The 17201-nt window shown below is 64.5% G+C and carries 15 protein-coding genes; 8 read left to right on the top strand and 7 right to left on the bottom strand.

Annotated elements, in window-relative coordinates:
• The first annotated feature begins 103 nt into the window (after positions 1-103).
• From KHO33_RS09790 to guaD, 7 genes are all read left to right on the top strand, one after another.
• A complete protein-coding gene (locus KHO33_RS09790; protein WP_200564673.1) occupies positions 104-1483 on the top strand; it encodes an amidase in 1380 nt (459 codons plus the stop codon).
• Between the two features lie 136 nt (positions 1484-1619).
• Complete coding sequence (locus tag KHO33_RS09795; RefSeq protein ID WP_097390115.1) at positions 1620-2129, top strand: disulfide bond formation protein B; 510 nt, start codon at positions 1620-1622, stop codon at positions 2127-2129.
• 412 nt (positions 2130-2541) lie between these two features.
• Complete coding sequence (gene xdhA, locus KHO33_RS09800; protein WP_200564674.1) at positions 2542-4089, top strand: xanthine dehydrogenase small subunit; 1548 nt, start codon at positions 2542-2544, stop codon at positions 4087-4089.
• Positions 4089-6548, top strand: a complete 2460-nt coding sequence (gene xdhB, locus KHO33_RS09805; protein ID WP_200564675.1) for a xanthine dehydrogenase molybdopterin binding subunit — start codon at positions 4089-4091, stop codon at positions 6546-6548. The genes xdhA and xdhB overlap by 1 nt, the downstream gene beginning before the upstream one ends.
• Before the next feature lie 127 nt (positions 6549-6675).
• Entirely contained in the window at positions 6676-7689 is a 1014-nt protein-coding gene (gene xdhC, locus KHO33_RS09810; protein WP_054037406.1) for a xanthine dehydrogenase accessory protein XdhC, read from the top strand.
• 97 nt (positions 7690-7786) lie between these two features.
• Complete coding sequence (locus KHO33_RS09815; protein ID WP_054037269.1) at positions 7787-8839, top strand: adenosine deaminase; 1053 nt, start codon at positions 7787-7789, stop codon at positions 8837-8839.
• Positions 8840-8945: 106 nt separating this feature from the next.
• Positions 8946-10292 carry a guanine deaminase gene (gene guaD, locus KHO33_RS09820; protein ID WP_200564676.1) on the top strand — a complete coding sequence of 449 codons (1347 nt, stop codon included), beginning with the start codon at positions 8946-8948 and terminating at the stop codon, positions 10290-10292.
• 117 nt (positions 10293-10409) lie between these two features.
• Here guaD and KHO33_RS09825 read toward each other — a convergent pair whose 3' ends face one another.
• Positions 10410-11663, bottom strand: coding sequence for an NAD(P)/FAD-dependent oxidoreductase (locus tag KHO33_RS09825; protein WP_200564677.1), 1254 nt, complete (start codon positions 11661-11663; stop codon positions 10410-10412).
• 103 nt (positions 11664-11766) lie between these two features.
• On the opposite strand from KHO33_RS09825, the gene KHO33_RS09830 reads away from it, so the two are divergent.
• Positions 11767-12495 carry a class I SAM-dependent methyltransferase gene (locus tag KHO33_RS09830; RefSeq protein ID WP_054037271.1) on the top strand — a complete coding sequence of 243 codons (729 nt, stop codon included), beginning with the start codon at positions 11767-11769 and terminating at the stop codon, positions 12493-12495.
• Positions 12496-12584: 89 nt separating this feature from the next.
• Here the strand turns inward: KHO33_RS09830 and KHO33_RS09835 are convergent, their stop codons facing one another.
• From KHO33_RS09835 to KHO33_RS09860, 6 genes are read right to left on the bottom strand one after another with little or no spacing between them, the layout of a single operon-like run.
• The gene (locus KHO33_RS09835; protein ID WP_054037274.1) at positions 12585-13028 is read right to left on the bottom strand and encodes an excinuclease ABC subunit A; all 444 of its coding nucleotides are present in this window, start codon (positions 13026-13028) and stop codon (positions 12585-12587) included.
• 53 nt (positions 13029-13081) lie between these two features.
• Positions 13082-13504 carry a signal peptidase gene (locus KHO33_RS09840; protein ID WP_054037276.1) on the bottom strand — a complete coding sequence of 141 codons (423 nt, stop codon included), beginning with the start codon at positions 13502-13504 and terminating at the stop codon, positions 13082-13084.
• Positions 13505-13539: 35 nt separating this feature from the next.
• The gene (locus KHO33_RS09845) at positions 13540-14769 is read right to left on the bottom strand and encodes a beta-ketoacyl synthase N-terminal-like domain-containing protein (protein WP_200564678.1); all 1230 of its coding nucleotides are present in this window, start codon (positions 14767-14769) and stop codon (positions 13540-13542) included.
• Entirely contained in the window at positions 14766-15992 is a 1227-nt protein-coding gene (locus KHO33_RS09850) for a beta-ketoacyl-ACP synthase (RefSeq protein ID WP_200564679.1), read from the bottom strand. Before KHO33_RS09850 ends, KHO33_RS09845 begins: the two co-directional genes overlap by 4 nt.
• Entirely contained in the window at positions 15992-16717 is a 726-nt protein-coding gene (locus tag KHO33_RS09855) for a 3-ketoacyl-ACP reductase FabG2 (RefSeq protein WP_054037280.1), read from the bottom strand. The genes KHO33_RS09850 and KHO33_RS09855 overlap by 1 nt, the downstream gene beginning before the upstream one ends.
• Complete coding sequence (locus KHO33_RS09860) at positions 16714-17199, bottom strand: hotdog family protein (protein ID WP_407946168.1); 486 nt, start codon at positions 17197-17199, stop codon at positions 16714-16716. Before KHO33_RS09860 ends, KHO33_RS09855 begins: the two co-directional genes overlap by 4 nt.
• Positions 17200-17201 lie beyond the last annotated feature (2 nt).

Here is a 17201-nt window from a genome sequence, read left to right on the forward strand (position 1 = left end):
CCGAACGCGGGCCCGGCTGCGCAGTCAGCGGGAACCCGCTACAAAGTGATCTCAAGCTAACCGCGCATTTAACCGCGCATCTAACCTGGTCCTTCCCGACATCATGGCCACCGAATTCACGCCCTTCCCGCCGCTAGCCCAGCTTGCCGCCGACCTCGCCGCCGGCCGCACCACCAGCCGCGCGCTCGTTGAAACCGCGCTCGAACGGATCGCCGATCCGGCCGGCCAGGGTGCGGTCGCCTTCATGCACGTCGACGCCGACAGCGCCCGCGCCGCCGCCGATGCGCACGACCGCCTGCGCGCCGCCGGCACCGTGCTCTCGCCGCTCGCCGGGATTCCGGTGTCGGTCAAAGATCTGTTCGACATCGAAGGCCAGCCGACCCGAGCGGGTTCCGTGGTGCTGGCCGACGCGCCCGCCGCCAAGGCGGACGCGGTCGCGGTTGCGCGCCTGAAACGGGCGGGCGCGGTGATCGTCGGGCGTACCAATATGAGCGAGTTCGCGTTTTCCGGACTCGGCCTGAACCCGCATTACGGGCATCCGCTGTCGCCGTATCAGCGCGGCGCGAAGGGCGACGAGCGGATTTCGGGCGGTTCGTCGTCGGGCGCGGCGGCGTCGGTCGCGGACGGCATGGCGGCCGTCGCGCTCGGCACCGATACCGGCGGTTCGATCCGTATTCCGGCTGCGCTGTGCGGCCTGACAGGCTTCAAGCCGACCGCTGATCGCATTCCGAAGCAAGGCGGCGTGCCGCTTTCTTCCACCCTGGATTCGTTCGGGCCAATCGGCGTCTCGGTGGCGTGCTGCGCGCTGGTCGACCGGATGCTGGCCGGACTCGAGCCGCGCATTCCGGCGGCCCGGCCGCTCGAAGGCGTGCGCCTTGGCGTATTGACCAATTTCGTGACCGACGGCGTCGAGCCGGCAGTCGCCGCCGCGATCGATACTGCCCTCAAGCATCTGGAAGCGGCCGGTGCGATCGTCACGGAAGTGCGCTTCGCGCCACTCGACCGTCTGCCCGAGATCAACCGCTTCGGCTTTTCGCCGATCGAAGCTTATGCATGGCACCGTCCGCTGCTGGAAAAGCACCGCGACCTATATGATCCGCGCGTGCTGGTGCGCATCCTGAAAGGCCAGCCGGCCAGCGCCGTCGACTATCTGGACCTGCTCGCCGAGCGTCAGGCCATGCTCGACGAAGCCGCGCGCACGCTGTGGCAGCGTTTCGACGCGGTCGTCGCACCGACCGTGCCGGTCGTGCCGCCGCGCGTGGCCGACCTGATCGACGATGACGACGCATTTGGCCGCACCAATGCGCTGATCCTGCGCAACCCGAGCGTGTTCAACTTCCTCGACACCTGCGCGCTGTCGCTGCCTTGCCATCTGCGCGGCGACGCACCCGTTGGCCTAATGCTGGCAGGCGCCCCGCACACCGACGACGCCTTGCTGGCCATCGGTCGCGGCGCCCAGGCGGTGCTCAACGCGATTCGCTGAGGTGGGGCGCTGAACGGGACAGGGAGCCGACACTGAGCGGGAATTGCGGCTTAAAAGTGCGATAAGCGCCAGGGCGGGGGTTCGCGCTAGAATCGCGGGCACCCGCCCTTTCCGTTTCCAGACAGCCACACGACCCATGAATAACGACAATGCGATGCTGCGCCGCGAGCGCTCCCTGCTGGTTCTGCTTGGCCTGATCTGCGTCGGCCTCGTCGCCGGCGCGCTGTATCTGCAATACGGCTTGCACGAAGACCCGTGCCCGCTGTGCATCATCCAGCGCTATTTCTTCCTGCTGATCGCGATTTTTGCGTTCCTCGGCGCGCGCTTTAACAGCTGGCGCGGTGTGCGCTTGCTGGAAGTGCTGGCGGCTCTGTCAGCATTGGGCGGCATCGTGACCGCCGCGCGGCACGTGTATGTGCAGGCCAATCCGGGCTTCAGCTGCGGCTTCGACGCGCTGCAACCGGTGGTCGACAGCTTGCCGCCCGCGCAGTGGCTGCCGGGCGTCTTCAAGGTCGCCGGCCTCTGCGAAACGGCCTATCCGCCGATTCTCGGCCTGTCGCTGCCCACCTGGTCGCTGGTGGCTTTCGTCGTGGCCTTCGTGCCGCTGGCGCTGAGCCTGGTCAAGAATCGCCGCCGGATCGCCTGAACCGGCTGTTCCGGCCGCTCCGATCGGAATAGCCGGCCTCACGTCGGCCTTTGCCCCGCCTGCCAGGGCGGTGAGAAGGCCGACGTTTTCACATCCGCTCCGGCCCCGTAAATTCGGCCTGCCCCTCTTCCCGGCGGCCCGCGAGTCAGCACCCGGCCTCCGTCATTCTCCGCGCTGCCCCACCCTGCCTGGTTTTCCCCGATCCGCCACGCTTTAAGCAACTTCCCGCCCTGGCGCGAATCGTACTTGTCTCATGACCGCTTCCGAATAAGCTTCATGCGGGTTGGGAAATCTTTTCGGGACAAGGTAGTGCTATCTTCGGAACTGGATGGCGATCTACGTGCGCGAGGCCGGCTTTGGCGCGACCCCATGCGTAACGCGCGCCCGGTCCGCACTGTCTTTCGGATTCGCCATGACAACGCAAACCATCCGCTTTTATCACCAGGGGTCCGTCCGTGAGGTCGCGGGCGTCCCAGCGACGCGCACCGTGCTGCAGCACCTGCGCGAGGATTTGCATTGCACAGGCACCAAGGAAGGCTGCGCGGAAGGCGACTGCGGCGCCTGCACGGTAGTGATCGGCGAACTGGATGCGCAAGGCGGGCTCGCGCTGAAAGCGGTCAACGCCTGTATTCAGTTCCTGCCGACGCTCGACGGCAAAGCCCTTTTCACCGTCGAGGACCTGCGTGCCGCCGACGGCGCCCTGCACCCCGTCCAACAGGCCATGGTCGATTGCCACGGCTCGCAGTGCGGTTTCTGCACCCCCGGCTTCGTGATGTCGATGTGGGCGTTGTATGAAAACCAGCCGGCCGCCGCCGGCCTGCCCACCCGTGATGAGATCAACGCGGCGCTATCCGGCAATCTGTGCCGCTGCACCGGCTACCGGCCGATCGTCGACGCGTCGCAAAAGATGTTCGACTATCCGCAATATCCACGAGTGACGCTGGACCGCAAAGCGGTCGCCGACAAGCTGCGTGAGATCCAACGCCGCGACACCTTCGAATACAGCGCGCCCGATACGCGTGGCGCCGCGTTCGGCTCTCTCACGTTCCATGCACCGGTCTCGCTCGACGCGTTCGCCAAACTGCGCGCCGCGCATCCGCAAGCGCGCCTGTTGGCCGGCAGCACCGACGTCGGCCTCTGGGTCACCAAGCAGTTCCGCGATCTCGGCGACATCCTGTATATCGGCAACGTCGCCGAATTGAAGACGATCGAGCGCGACGCGCAGACGCTGACGATCGGCGCAGCCGTCACGCTCGAAGACGCCTACGCGGCGCTCGCCGCCGATTACCCCGAACTGGCCGAACTGTGGACGCGCTTTGCGTCGCTGCCGATCCGCAATGCCGGCACACTCGGCGGCAACGTCGCGAATGGCTCACCGATCGGCGATTCGATGCCGGCGCTGCTCGCGCTCGACGCCGAAGTCGTGCTGCGCCACGGCGCCAAAACTCGCGCGCTGAAGCTCGACGCGTTCTACCTCGGTTATCAGAAAACCGCCCTCGCGGCAGGCGAATTCGTCGCCGCGCTGCGCGTGCCGCGTCCGGCGCGCGACTTGCGCTTCCGCACGTACAAAGTGTCAAAGCGTTACGATCAGGACATCTCCGCGGTGTGCGCCGCATTTGCGCTGCACATCGGCGAAAACGGCGCGATCAGGGACGCCCGCATCGCATTCGGCGGCATGGCCGCGACGCCCAAACGCGCCGCGCAAACCGAGGCCGCGCTGATTGGCGCCACATGGAACGAAAGCACCGCGCGGCAAGCGATGAACGCACTCGTCGCCGATTACCAGCCGCTCACCGACATGCGCGCCTCGAGCGCCTACCGACTGAAGGTGGCACGCAATGTGTTGTGGCGCTTCCACCTCGAAACGCGCGATGACGCGCCGCTCGCCCTCTTCGACGTGAATGCGTTCGCGTACGAAGCCGGCGCGCCCGACGCGGCCGTTGCGAAGGAGTCGTCGTGATGAACCGGACCGATGCTTTCGTCGAACATGCTGCGCACCAGGGTGACAAGCACGCCGCCGCTCAGGAGAGCGAGACGGCGATCGGCATCTCGTTGCCGCATGAATCGGCTGCGCTGCATGTGAGCGGCGAGGCCACCTACACCGACGACGTCCCCGAATTGCAAGGCACGCTGCACGCGGCGCTTGGACTGTCGCGGCATGCGCACGCGCGGATCGTGTCGCTCGATCTGGACGCTGTCAGAAAAGCGCCTGGCGTGATCGCCGTGCTGACCGCCGAAGACATCCCTGGCGAGAACAATTGCGGACCTGTGCTGCACGACGATCCAATTCTCGCTGTAGACGAAGTGCTGTATCTCGGCCAACCGGTGTTCGCGGTGATCGCCGAAAGTCATGAGCTCGCGCGGCGCGCCGCAGCGCTGGCTAAAAGCGATGACGTCGTGCGATATGAGCCGCTCGAAGTCGTCCTCACCCCAGCCGAAGCGAAAGTCAAAAAGCAGTTCGTCCTGCCGCCGCTGCATCTGAGGCGCGGTGACCCCGATGCGAAAATCGCCGCCGCGCCGCATAAGATCCGCGGCACGTTCGAAGTCGGCGGCCAGGAACAGTTTTATCTCGAAGGCCAGATCGCCTACGCCGTACCGAAGGAAATGGACGGCATGCTCGTCTACAGTTCGACGCAGCATCCGAGCGAAATGCAGCAGGTCGTCGCGCATATGCTCGGCTGGCCGGCACACAACGTCGTGTGCGAATGCCGGCGAATGGGCGGCGGCTTCGGCGGCAAGGAATCGCAATCGGCGGTGTTCGCATGCGTGGCATCGTTGGCGGCGAAACTGCTGCGCCGGCCGGTCAAACTGCGCGCCGACCGCGACGACGATTTCATGATCACCGGCAAGCGGCACGACGCGGCCTACGAGTACGAAGCAGGCTTTGACGATAGCGGCCGCATCCTCGGCGCACGCGTCGAAATTGCCTTGAGAGCCGGCTATTCCGCTGACTTGTCCGGTGCGGTCGCGACCCGTGCCGTCTGTCACTTCGACAACGCGTACTACCTGTCCGACGTCGACATCGTCGCGCTGTGCTGCAAGACGAACACGCAATCGAACACCGCATTCCGCGGCTTCGGCGGCCCGCAAGGCGCGCTGGTGATGGAAATGATGCTCGACAGCATCGCGCGTCAATTGCACTGCGATCCGCTCGACGTGCGCCTTGCCAACTACTACGGCATCGGCGAACGCAACACGACGCCGTACGGACAACGCGTCGACGACAACATCATCGCGCCGCTAACCGATGAGTTGCTTGCAACCAGCAACTACCGCGCGCGCCGCGAAGCGATCGCCGCATTCAATGCAAAAAGTCCGGTGCTCAAACGCGGCCTCGCGTTTTCGCCGGTGAAGTTCGGTATCTCGTTCAACGTGCCATTTCTGAATCAGGCCGGCGCGCTGGTGCACGTGTACAAAGACGGTTCCGTACTCGTCAATCACGGCGGCACGGAAATGGGTCAGGGGCTGAATACGAAGGTCGCGCAAGTCGTCGCGAACCAGCTTGGCCTGCCGCTTTCGCGCGTGCGCGTGACGGCCACCGATACGTCGAAGATCGCCAACACCTCGGCGACCGCCGCCTCCACCGGCAGCGACCTGAACGGCAAAGCCGCCGAGGCCGCTGCGCGGACCATTCGCGGCAGGCTCGCCACACTCGCGGCGAAGCAACTCGGCGGCACCGCCGATGCAGTGGAATTCGCCAGCGGTGAAGTGTCGGTGAATGGCGGCGCGATGCCATTCGAGCAACTGGTCGCCGCAGCGTATCTGGCGCGCGTGCAGTTATGGTCGGACGGGTTCTACACGACGCCGAAAGTGCACTGGGATGCGAAAACGCTGACTGGTCACCCGTTTTATTACTTTGCGTACGGTGCGGCCGTGTCGGAAGTGGTGATCGACACGCTGACCGGCGAATGGAAACTGGTGCGCGCGGACGTGTTGCACGACGCCGGCCAATCGATCAATCCGGCGATCGATCTCGGCCAGGTGGAAGGCGGCTTCATTCAGGGCATGGGCTGGCTCACCACCGAAGAATTGTGGTGGAACCGCGATGGCCGCCTGATGACGCACGCGCCGTCGACGTACAAGATTCCCGCCGTCAGCGATACGCCCGCGGCATTCAATGTGCGGCTTTACCAGAATCAGAACGTCGAGCCGACCGTGTTCCATTCGAAGGCGGTTGGCGAGCCGCCGCTGCTGTTGCCGTTCTCGGTGTTCCTCGCGATTCGTGACGCGGTTGCCGCCGCGGTGCCGGGTGCGGAAAACGCACCGCAGCTTCGCGCACCGGCGACGCCCGAAGCGATTCTCGACGCGCTGGACGCATTGCAATCGCCGGTGACGACGACGGAGCCCGCGACAGGACAACCGGCGGAACAAGCAACGGCAGCGGCAGTCACAGCCACAACCGCCACCACACCGGTTTAGCAATTTGATGAAGCGTTGAACGACGTTAAGCAACTTAAAGCCTGGGCCCGACGCGACACGAACGCGTTGCGCCACACTCAACCGGCCGCACGGACACCCCGCGCGGCCACGTATGGAGAACCGCCGGATGCAAGCCTGGCTACCTGACCTGCAACAACTGCTCGCGCACGGCGACGCCGCCGTGCTGGTGACGGTCGCACGCGTCGAAGGGTCGGCGCCCCGCGAAGCCGGCACCAAGATGATCGTCACGCGCGATTCGGCCAAGCACACGATCGGCGGCGGACACCTCGAATGGAAAGCCATCGAGACCGCACGCCAGGTGCTGCGCGACGGCATGCGTTCACCGCATATGCGCCGCCTCGAACGTTTCGCGCTCGGCCCGAGTCTCGGACAGTGCTGCGGCGGCGCCGTGATTCTCGCCTTCGAGCGCCTCGACATCGGCGACCTCGGCTGGATCACCTCGCTCGCGAAACGCGTGGCCGCGGGCCTTTCGACGGTGCGTAGCGTATCATTCGGCCCCGCACCGGATGCGGTGATGCTGTCCGACCCCGAGCCGGGTGTCGATGCCTCCGACTGCCTGCTGTGGGACGGCGCCGGCTTCGACGACAGCGGCGCGCTGCTCACCGAGATCATCGCACCAGGCGACTTCCAGGTCGTGCTGTTCGGCGCCGGTCACGTGGGCGCGGCGCTGGTTCGCGTGCTGGCCACGCTGCCTTGCACCGTGCGCTGGGTCGACGAGCGCGACGCGCAGTTTCCGCCCGTGGAAACGCTGCATGCGCCAAACGTGAAGATCGATCCGAACGACGCACCCGACGAAGCCATCGACCAGGCCGCGCCGCACACGTACTTCATCGTGATGACGCACAACCATGCGCTCGATCTCGAGTTGGCCGAGCGCATTCTGCGGCGTGGCGATTTCGCGTTCTTCGGCATGATCGGCTCGCACAGCAAGCGCAAGCAGTTCGAACACCGGCTGGCCGCGCGTGGCATCGATCCTTCGCAGATTGCGCGGATGAAGTGCCCGCTCGGCGTCGACGGTATCGTCGACAAGTCGCCGGAGATCATCGCGATCTCCGCGGCGGCTCAAGTGTTGCAGGCAGTGGAGGCGAATGCGGGCGCGCACGCGGCGCAGACGGTCTGATTTGCCGCACAATCGACCTGCCGCCTCACAGCGATCGCACCCTGTCCCGCATCCCGCATCCGGCGCGAACCGACTCCAAACTAAATGCTGACCGACCATGAATACAACAACCGCTACCCCCACGGCACTCATTGAGAAAGCCGCTCGCGCCCCGAAGGCCGAGTTGCACATCCATATTGAAGGCTCGCTCGAACCCGAGCTGATCTTTGCGCTCGCCGAACGCAACGGCGTGAAGCTCGCATACGAATCGATCGAAGCGCTGCGCGCCGCGTATGCGTTCACCGATCTGCAATCGTTCCTCGACATCTACTACGCCGGCGCGAGCGTGCTGCTGCACGAGCAGGACTTCTACGACATGACAACGGCGTATGTCGAACGCTGCCTCGCCGATAACGTGATTCACAGCGAAATCTTCTTCGATCCGCAGACGCATACGGAACGTGGCGTGCCGGTCGCCACCGTCGTCGCCGGCATTGATCGCGCGTTGGCCGATGCGGAAAAGCGCGGCATGACGAGCAAGCTGATTCTGTGTTTCCTGCGCCACCTGTCGGAAGAAGACGCACTCGCCACGTTTGAAGAAGCGCTGCCGCTGTTCGAGCAGTACAAGCATCGCCTGATCGGCGTGGGTCTCGATTCGTCGGAACGCGGCCATCCGCCTTCGAAGTTCGAACGTGTCTTCGCCAAGGCGCGCGCGCTCGGTCTGAAACTGGTCGCGCATGCGGGCGAAGAAGGCCCGCCGTCGTATATCTACGAAGCGCTCGATCTGCTCAAAGTGGATCGTGTCGACCATGGCGTGCGCAGCATCGAAGATCCGGCGCTCGTCACGCGCCTCGCCGATTCGCGCGTCGCGCTGACCGTGTGCCCGTTGTCGAACCTCAAGCTCTGCGTGTTCGACGACATGACCAAGCACACGCTGAAGGACCTGCTCGATCGCGGCGTCGCCGTCACGGTGAATTCCGACGATCCGGCTTATTTCGGCGGTTACGTGAACGCCAACTATTTCGCCACGATCGACGCGTTGAAGCTCAACGATGCCGAGGTCTACACGATCATCCGCAACAGCTTCGAAGCGTCGTTCGTCACGCCCGAGCAACGCAGCGAACTGATCGCGAAGCTCGACGCGCACTGGCACCCAGGCGGCCCGCACTGACGGGCCAATGAATGGCAGCCGGCGGCGGCACGGGTTCGTTTCACACCTGGAATCAAGCCGCCGTCTGCGCTGTTTAGCTCCTCACAAATACGGAGACGGTTTTTCCATGACTCAACCGACACAATCAGCGTTCCGCGCGCAACTGCTGACCTTCAACGGCGATCCTGCGCAATCGCCCAACGCGGCGGTCTTCAACGAGGACGGTTTGCTGATCGTCGAAGACGGCCATGTTGTCGCAGCGGGCGCGTATGCAGCGCTCGCGTCGCAACTCGCGCCGGGCACCCATGTGCAGGAAATGCGCGACAAGCTGATCGTGCCGGGTTTCATCGATACGCACATTCACTATCCGCAGACAGACATGATCGCGTCGCCGGCGCCGGGTCTGCTGCCGTGGCTCGACACGTACACGTTCCCGACCGAGCGCCGCTTCACCGATCCGGCGTATGCACGCGACACGGCGAGCTTCTTCGTCGAAGAACTGCTGGCTTGTGGCACGACCACCGCGCTCGTGTATTGCACGGTCCACAAGGAATCGGCCGACGCCCTCTTCACCGAGAGCGAAGCGCGCAATCTGCGCATGGTGGCCGGCAAGGTGCTGATGGACCGCAACTGCCCCGAGTTTCTGCGCGACACCGCGCAATCGGGTTATGACGACAGCGCCGAGCTGATCGGCCGCTGGCACAACCGTGGCCGCCAGATGTACGCGCTCACGCCGCGTTTCGCGCCGACCTCGACCGAAGCGCAGCTCGAAGCGTGCGGCGTGCTGGCCGGCAAGCATCCGGACATTTTCATCCAGAGCCACGTTGCCGAGAATACCGACGAAGTGAAATGGGTCGCCGATCTGTTCCCGGGCCACCGCAGCTATCTGGACATTTACGATCACTACGGCCTGCTGCGCCGCCGCGCGGTGTACGGCCATTGCATCTACCTCGACGAGGAAGATCGCAAGCGCATGGCGCAAACCGGCACGGTCGCCTCGCATTGCCCGACCTCGAACCTGTTCCTCGGCAGCGGCCTGTTCGACTTCGACAAGGCCGACGAAGCCGGCATGCCGATCGCGCTGGCGACGGACGTCGGCGGCGGCACCTCGTTCTCGATGCTGCAAACGATGAACGAAGCGCATAAGGTCGCGCGTCTGACGGGCCATCATCTGACGGCCACGCGCATGTTCTATCTCGCCACCGCAGGCGCCGCTGAAGCGCTCGATCTGGCCGACAAGGTCGGCACGCTGAAGCCGAAGTCGGAAGCCGACTTCGTCGTGCTCGATCCGCAAGCCACGCCGCTGCTCGCGCGCCGGACCGCACGCACCGAATCGCTCGAAGAACTGCTGTTCGCGTTTGCGCTGCTCGGCGACGACCGCGCGATCTATGAAACGTATGCCGCGGGCAAGCGCGTGCATCGTCGCGACGACGTGCGTCAGCATGCGCCGCGCGCGGCGAAGATCGCGGCCTGATTGGATTCGTAAGCCGACGCCTGAACTAATTCAGGCGGTTGAATAAAAAACGGCGCTTCCTTGAGGAAGCGCCGTTTTCATTTGCCCGTGCCGTGCGGCCCGATCAATGGCCAGGAGTCAACGGTGGGTGCACACGTCGTGCAACGCATTCAGACGGCGCACCGGATCGGCGACATAGGGATTCGACTCATCCCATGCATAACCCGCCAGCACCGCGCTGATCATGCGGCGGATCGACGGCGTCTGGTCCGGATAGAAAATGATGTCCTGCAGCTCGCCCGTGTACCAACGTTCGACAAAAGCGCGGAACGTATCGATCCCCTTACGCAACGGTACGTCGTAAGCGGCCGACCAGTCGACCTGCTCGCCATTCAGTTGCCGGTTCAACGTCTGCACCGCGAGATGCGCGGAACGCAACGCAATCGTCACGCCGGACGAGAACACCGGATCGAGAAATTCGCCTGCGTTACCGAGCAGCGCATAGCCGGGTCCATGTAGACGCTCGACATTCGCCGCGTAGCCGCCGATATGACGCACCGGCATCAGAAACGGTGCATTGCCGATCAAAGGCCCGAGCGTCGGCTCCTGCTGGATCAACGCGCGCAATTTCGCGTCGCGCTCGGCTTCCGGCACATCGAGGAAACTCGCCTCGGCAACGCAACCCACCGACGAACGGCCGCCCGCTAGCGGGATCATCCAGAACCACACGTCGCGGCGCTCCGGGTGCGTCGCCACGCAGATCTTGTTGCGATCGGTCGCGCCGACCGGAATGCCATCACGTACGTGCGTAAAGATCGCGGCACGTGTCGGCATGCGCGTAGGCGCTTCGAGGTTCAGCAAGCGTGGCAACACGCGGCCGAAGCCGCTCGCGTCGAACACGAAGTGCGCCTCCACTTCATACGCGTTTTCCGCTTCGTCAATCACGTCGAGCACCGGCTTGTTGCCGTTTTCACCGGTTTGCATCGCCCGCACCGTATGGCCGAAGCGCACGTCCGCGCCCTGCTCGGCCGCGCAGCGAATCAGAATATCGTCGAACACCGCACGCTCGACCTGGTACGTGGTGCCCCACCCCGGCGAATGCTTGTCGCGGAAGTCGAACGCCGACGACTGGCCACGGTAGGTGAAATGCGCGCCGTTCTTGTACTGGAAGCCAGCTTCGACCACCGCCTGCAGCATGGCCGCCTCTTCGAGGTAGGCCATGCTCTGCGGCAGCAGACTTTCGCCGATCGAGAAGCGCGGAAAATGCTGGCGCTCCAGCACCAGCACCGAACGGCCCGCGCGGCGCAAAAGCGCCGCCGCGACCGCGCCTGCCGGACCCGCGCCGATGATCGCTACGTCGACGGTTATGCGCTTTGACGAATGTGTACTCAAGGTTGCCTCAATCGTTTGCTTGCACGGAACAGCGATACGCTGCATCCTTACTTTTCGTTACAATTACGCTTCACAGCAAGAACAAATTTCGTCGGAGTCCAGCGTGTCGCCATCCGAAACATCCCGTGTGCCTTTCGTGCCGGAAACGGCCTTCGGAATCTGGTTCCTGCGCACCTACACGTGGGAACACCACGTCCTGCGAGTCGCGATCAACGACCTCAAACGCCTGATCGACGCGCCCTTGCCTGCCGCGCCGGTGATCGTCGACGTCGGCTGCGGGCAAGGCATTTCGTTCCGCCTGCTGGCCGAGGCGTTCAAGCCGCGCCGCCTTGTCGGCGTCGATTTTCACGAACCGTCACTTGCGCTTGCCGCGAATGCGGCCCGCGCGTGCCACGACAAGCTCGCCGATATCGACGTGCTGCACGGGGACTGCGCGCAATTGCCGCTTCCCGATGCCAGCGCCGACATCGTGTTCTGTCATCAAACCTTCCACCATCTCGTCGAGCAGGACCGCGCGCTCGCCGAATTCCGCCGCGTGCTCAAACCAGGCGGCATCCTGCTGTTCGCCGAATCCACCGACGCGTACATCAAATCGTGGGTGATTCGGCTGTTGTTCCGTCATCCCATGCATGTGCAGAAAAGCGCCGACGGCTACCTCGACATGATCCGCCGCGGCGGTTTCCGCTTCGAGCAGCGCAACATCTCGCTGCCATACCTCTGGTGGAGCCGCGCGAAAGACTTCGGCCTTCTCGAGCGCCTCGGCCTGACCCACCCGCAGCCTGGCAAGCGTCGTGAAACGCTGGTCAATGTCGCGGCAGTCAAGGCAGATTGAATTTCGCCAGGGCGGTAGCATGCCACCGCCCTCTGGCAAGCATCACAGCGCGCTGACTAGCACGCTGACTTGCACGCTTACTTGCACGCTTATTTGCGCAACGTCACCACATCGCCCTTCAGCGCCACACCAGCAATTACCGCACCTGCGCCACACGTGAACTCCGTCGCGCTCTCACGCACTTCATTCTTGTAGTTGCTCTTGATGTTGATCACGGCGTTCCCGCCTTCCTTGCGCGCGCGTTCCTGCAACTCGATCACGGCCGAAAGGAACACGTGCTGGCACGCCGCCAGGTCGCTCTTGCCGAAGGCATTAGTCTTCTTGTTGGTCGCGAATTCGCCGATCGTTTTGACCACGGCCGGGTGCTGCTGGCCCGCAAAATACAACGCGATGTCGTCACTGACCTTGCCCGGTTCGCTTTGCAGCGCCGGTGCAACCGGATAGTTGTCGACCGTGTCGCGGGCAAAAGCCTGAGTAGCGCTCAACGTGGCGAGCGAAGCGAACAGCGCGGCAAACAGCAGATTGCGTTTCATCGAAACTCCTGAGTGGTTTTTGTTGCTTTAGTGAGTTCTGACTTCGATTCGACCTAGTTCGCTTCCAGCACGACGAGTTGACCGCTCACCGCGATGGCGGCCGCGCTCGGGCTCACGCCGCAGGTGAAGTCGGTCGACGAGTTGCTCTGGGTGCTATGAAAGCGTGTCGATACGTCGATCACGGCATTGGCGTTGCGTTCGCGAGCTGCCGCGCGCAGCTTCTGCACGGCTTCGGCAAGCGCTTCGTGGCATGCATCATCGGGGCTCGCCACCTTGCGCGCGATCCGCACCGAGTAGGACACGTCACCCAATCTGGCCGTCACCGCCGGGTGGCTCTGCTCGCCGAAATACACCGGCACGCCGCCGCGCGACTGACCGCCGGCCGCCGCGAGCGGCACCGATTTCACGTCCGTGGCGCATCCCGCTTGCGTCAGCACCACCGCCGCCAGCGCTCCCAGCACAAAAACTCTTTTCATTTTTATTGCCCTCGTTTTTTAAAATCGCGGCCGGTTCAACCGCCCTGCCACCCTTCAAATATCAGGCTTGCGCAACTGCCGCCGAACCCGAATGAAATCGACATTGCCGAACCGATGCGTGCGTCGCGCGTCGTGCGCACGAGCGGCATGCCTTCGGCGCCCGGCTCCAGCGTCTCGATGCCCGCCGTCCCCGCGATGAAACCGTCACGCATCATCAGCAACGTGTAGATCGCCTCGTGCGCGCCGCATGCGCCGAGCGGATGCCCGGTCATGCCTTTAGTCGACGAAAACGCGGGGACTTCCCCGCCAAATACGTCAATCAAGGCGCGCAATTCCTCGACGTCGCCAAGCGGCGTCGACGGGGCGTGCGTGTTGACGTAGTCCGGGCGCTTGCCCGCTTCGTCCAACGCGCCACGCATCGCCCGCGCGATGCCTGCCGCATGCGGCGTGACCATGCCCGCGCGGTCCGTGCAGTCGCCGAAGCCGGTCAGTTCGGCGTAAATGCGGGCTCCACGCGCCAACGCATGATCGAGCGATTCGAGCACCAGCACGCCGCCGCCCGAGGCGATCACGAAGCCGTCGCGCGCCGTGTCGTAGGGACGTGAAGCGCGCTGCGGCGTCTCGTTGAAGTTGCGCGACAGTGCGCCCATCGCGTCGAACATCAGCGTCATGTTGTCGTGCAAGGACTCGCTGCCACCGGCCAGCACGATGTCCTGGCGACCGGTCTGGATCAGTTGCATCGCCTGGCCGATGGCGAGCGCCGAGGTCGTGCATGCCGACGATGGCGAATAGCTCACGCCCTCCAGTCCAAACACCTGCGCGACGTTGGCCGACGCGGTGCTGCTCATCGCATGCGGAACCGTATACGGCGGCACTTTATCGACGCCGCGGGTATTCGCAATCGACATGGACACGTCGTAACTCGACATCGTGCCGACGCCCGAACCGATCACCGTGCCGGCGCGCGGCGAGCGCAACGCGGCGAGGTCGAGCCCGGCATCGCCGATCGCTTTCTTCGCCGCGTGGCACGCAAAGCGCGCGGTGTCGCCCATGAAGCGTTCGAGCTTGCGATCGAACGGCCGCTCCTCGGCAACCGATGCGACGCCCGCCACCTGCGAACCGAAACCGCGCTCACGCCACGCGTCGATCCGCTCGATACGCGAGCGGCCCACGCGCAATGCGGCGGACACGTCGTCGAGCGTATTGCCGAGGCACGACACGATCCCCATGCCGGTGACGACCACGCGTTGCAGCGGCACGCTCATCGAACGCGCCTGAAAATCAGCGACGTGTTGATGCCGCCGAATGCAAAGTTGTTGCTCATCACATGTTCGGCGTCGATCTCACGGCCCGTGCCGACGATGTAGTCGAGCGGCGCGCAGGCCGGATCGACGTTCTCCAGGTTCAAGGTCGGCGCATACCAGTTGCGCTTCATCATCTCGATGGTCCACCACGCCTCCAGCGCACCGCATGCACCGAGCGTATGGCCGACATAGCTCTTGAGCGAACTGATCGGCATGCGCGCGCCGAAGGTCTGCGCGGTCGCATGACTTTCGGCGATGTCGCCGCGGTCCGTGGAGGTGCCGTGCGCATTCACGTAGGCAATCGCTTCGGGCGGCAGTTGCGCATCTTTCAGTGCAAGCTGCATAGCCAGCGCCATGGTTTCGGTGGTCGGCTGGGTCATATGCGCGCCATCCGAATTGCAGCCGAAGCCAACGATCTCCGCATGAATCCGCGCGCCGCGCGCCACCGCGTGTTCGTATTCTTCGAGCACCAGCGTCGCCGCGCCTTCGCCGACCACGAGGCCGTCGCGCGCGGCGTCGAACGGGCGCGGCGTGAGATGCGGCTCGTCGTTACGCGTGCTGGTCGCGTACAACGTGTCGAATACGGCGACCGCCGGGCCCGACATTTCTTCCGCGCCGCCCGCCAGCATCAGCGTCTGCTTACCGGCCTGGATCGCTTCATACGCGTAGCCGATCGCCTGACTGCCCGACGCGCACGCGCACGAGGTCGGAATGATCCGCCCTTTCAGATCCCAGAACAGGCTGACGTTGACCGCCGTGGTGTGCGGCATCATCTGCACGTAGCTGTTCGACGTGACGTCGCTCATCGAGCCGGTTTCGAGCATCGTGCCGAACGCGCGAATCGGCTGCACCGAGCCCGACGACGAGCCGTAGGCAACGCCCATGCGGCCGTCCTTGATGCTGGCGTCGTCGGCGAGGCCCGCGTCGGCGAGCGCCAGTTCGCTCGCGCGCACCGAGTACATCGACACCGGCCCCATCGAGCGGGTTTTCTTGCGCGGGTAATGCGCAGGCACCGTGAAGCCCGGCAACGGACACGCGAGCCGCGTGTGCAGCGACTCGAAGTAATCCCACTCGGGCATGCGGCGCACCGCGTTCACGCCGCTTTTCAGGCGTGTTTCGATTGCGTCCCAGTCGTCACCGAACGCCGTGACGCCCCCCATGCCGGTAATGACGACGCGTTTCATTACACCATCCCACCATTGACGCCGATCACCTGACGCGTGACATACGAGGCCGCATCCGACATCAGAAAGCCGACCACGGACGCCACTTCGGCAGGCTGGCCGACGCGGTTCATCGGCACCGTCTTCAATGCCTGCTCGAGCGGCATGTCGTCAAGCATGCCGGTATCGATCAATCCCGGCGCGACGCAATTGACGGTGATGTTGCGCGTCGCCAGTTCGACGGCGAGTGCCTTGGACGCGCCGATCAGCCCAGCCTTCGCCGCGCTGTAGTTGACCTGACCGCGATTGCCCATCACGCCGGAGACCGACGCGATCGTGACGATGCGGCCACCCTTCTTCGCCCGCACCATCGGCATGGTCAGCGGATGGACGACGTTGTAGAACGAGTCGAGACCGGTTTCGATCACGATGTCCCAGTCTTCTTCGGTGAGCGCCGGGAACGCGGCGTCGCGCGTTACGCCCGCGCTGCATACGATGCCGTAGTACGCGCCGTGCGCCACGACATCCACTTCGAGCACTTCGCGGCACGCGGCGCGATCGCGCACATCGAATTGCAGCACGCGCGCTGTACCGCCTTGCGCGGCGATGCCCGTTGCCACGGCTTCGGCTTCGGTGCGGCCCGTGCGGCAATGCACCGACACCGCGAAACCGTCGGCGGCCAACTTGTACGCAATCGCGCGGCCGATGCCGCGGCTTGCGCCGGTAACGAGAACACGCCGGCTCATGAACTGAAACTCCCTTCGATGAATGACTGAAAATCGCGCGGCTGAAAGACCTTGATGACCGCCTCGGCGCAACACACGTCGCCATGATGGATCGTGCACTCGTAGGCGCCGTGGCCTTCTTCGCTACGCAGTAGTTCTGTTGCATGGATCAGCAACTGGGCGCCGCCGGCAAACGACGGTTGCAACGCGCGATAGATGCGCGAGCCGAGCAGCACACCGGGGCGCGCCTGGCCACCGCCGCGCATGGCCAGCAGCGCGACGTGCGCCGCGATGGTCTGCGCCATCAGCTCGATGCCGATCCATGCGGGCATCGCGCCGTCGGCGTCGGCATACCAGGCGTCGGCATGGACGGTGGCGCGCGCGCTCACTGCCTCTTCGCTGAACGTGTTCACGGCATCGATCAGCAGCATGGTGCCGCGATGCGGGATGATCGTTTCGATGGGTTGCAGGATGAGATCCTGAATGGAGGGCGTCTGGGTCATCG

The organism is Paraburkholderia nemoris (genome assembly GCF_905221015.1).
Taxonomy (GTDB): Bacteria; Pseudomonadota; Gammaproteobacteria; order Burkholderiales; family Burkholderiaceae; genus Paraburkholderia; species Paraburkholderia nemoris.

Bases quoted from the DNA above. Each gene is read 5' to 3' on its own strand.
- KHO33_RS09795 (WP_097390115.1), top strand. From the start codon at position 1,620: ATGAATAACGACAATGCGATGCTGCGCCGCGAGCGCTCCCTGCTGGTT.
- xdhB (WP_200564675.1), top strand. From the start codon at position 4,089: ATGAACCGGACCGATGCTTTCGTCGAACATGCTGCGCACCAGGGTGAC.
- KHO33_RS09840 (WP_054037276.1), bottom strand. From the start codon at position 13,504: ATGAAAAGAGTTTTTGTGCTGGGAGCGCTGGCGGCGGTGGTGCTGACG.
- xdhC (WP_054037406.1), top strand. From the start codon at position 6,676: ATGCAAGCCTGGCTACCTGACCTGCAACAACTGCTCGCGCACGGCGAC.
- KHO33_RS09790 (WP_200564673.1), top strand. From the start codon at position 104: ATGGCCACCGAATTCACGCCCTTCCCGCCGCTAGCCCAGCTTGCCGCC.
- KHO33_RS09860 (WP_407946168.1), bottom strand. From the start codon at position 17,199: ATGACCCAGACGCCCTCCATTCAGGATCTCATCCTGCAACCCATCGAA.
- guaD (WP_200564676.1), top strand. From the start codon at position 8,946: ATGACTCAACCGACACAATCAGCGTTCCGCGCGCAACTGCTGACCTTC.
- KHO33_RS09815 (WP_054037269.1), top strand. From the start codon at position 7,787: ATGAATACAACAACCGCTACCCCCACGGCACTCATTGAGAAAGCCGCT.
- KHO33_RS09855 (WP_054037280.1), bottom strand. From the start codon at position 16,717: ATGAGCCGGCGTGTTCTCGTTACCGGCGCAAGCCGCGGCATCGGCCGC.
- KHO33_RS09845 (WP_200564678.1), bottom strand. From the start codon at position 14,769: ATGAGCGTGCCGCTGCAACGCGTGGTCGTCACCGGCATGGGGATCGTG.
- KHO33_RS09850 (WP_200564679.1), bottom strand. From the start codon at position 15,992: ATGAAACGCGTCGTCATTACCGGCATGGGGGGCGTCACGGCGTTCGGT.
- KHO33_RS09835 (WP_054037274.1), bottom strand. From the start codon at position 13,028: ATGAAACGCAATCTGCTGTTTGCCGCGCTGTTCGCTTCGCTCGCCACG.
- xdhA (WP_200564674.1), top strand. From the start codon at position 2,542: ATGACAACGCAAACCATCCGCTTTTATCACCAGGGGTCCGTCCGTGAG.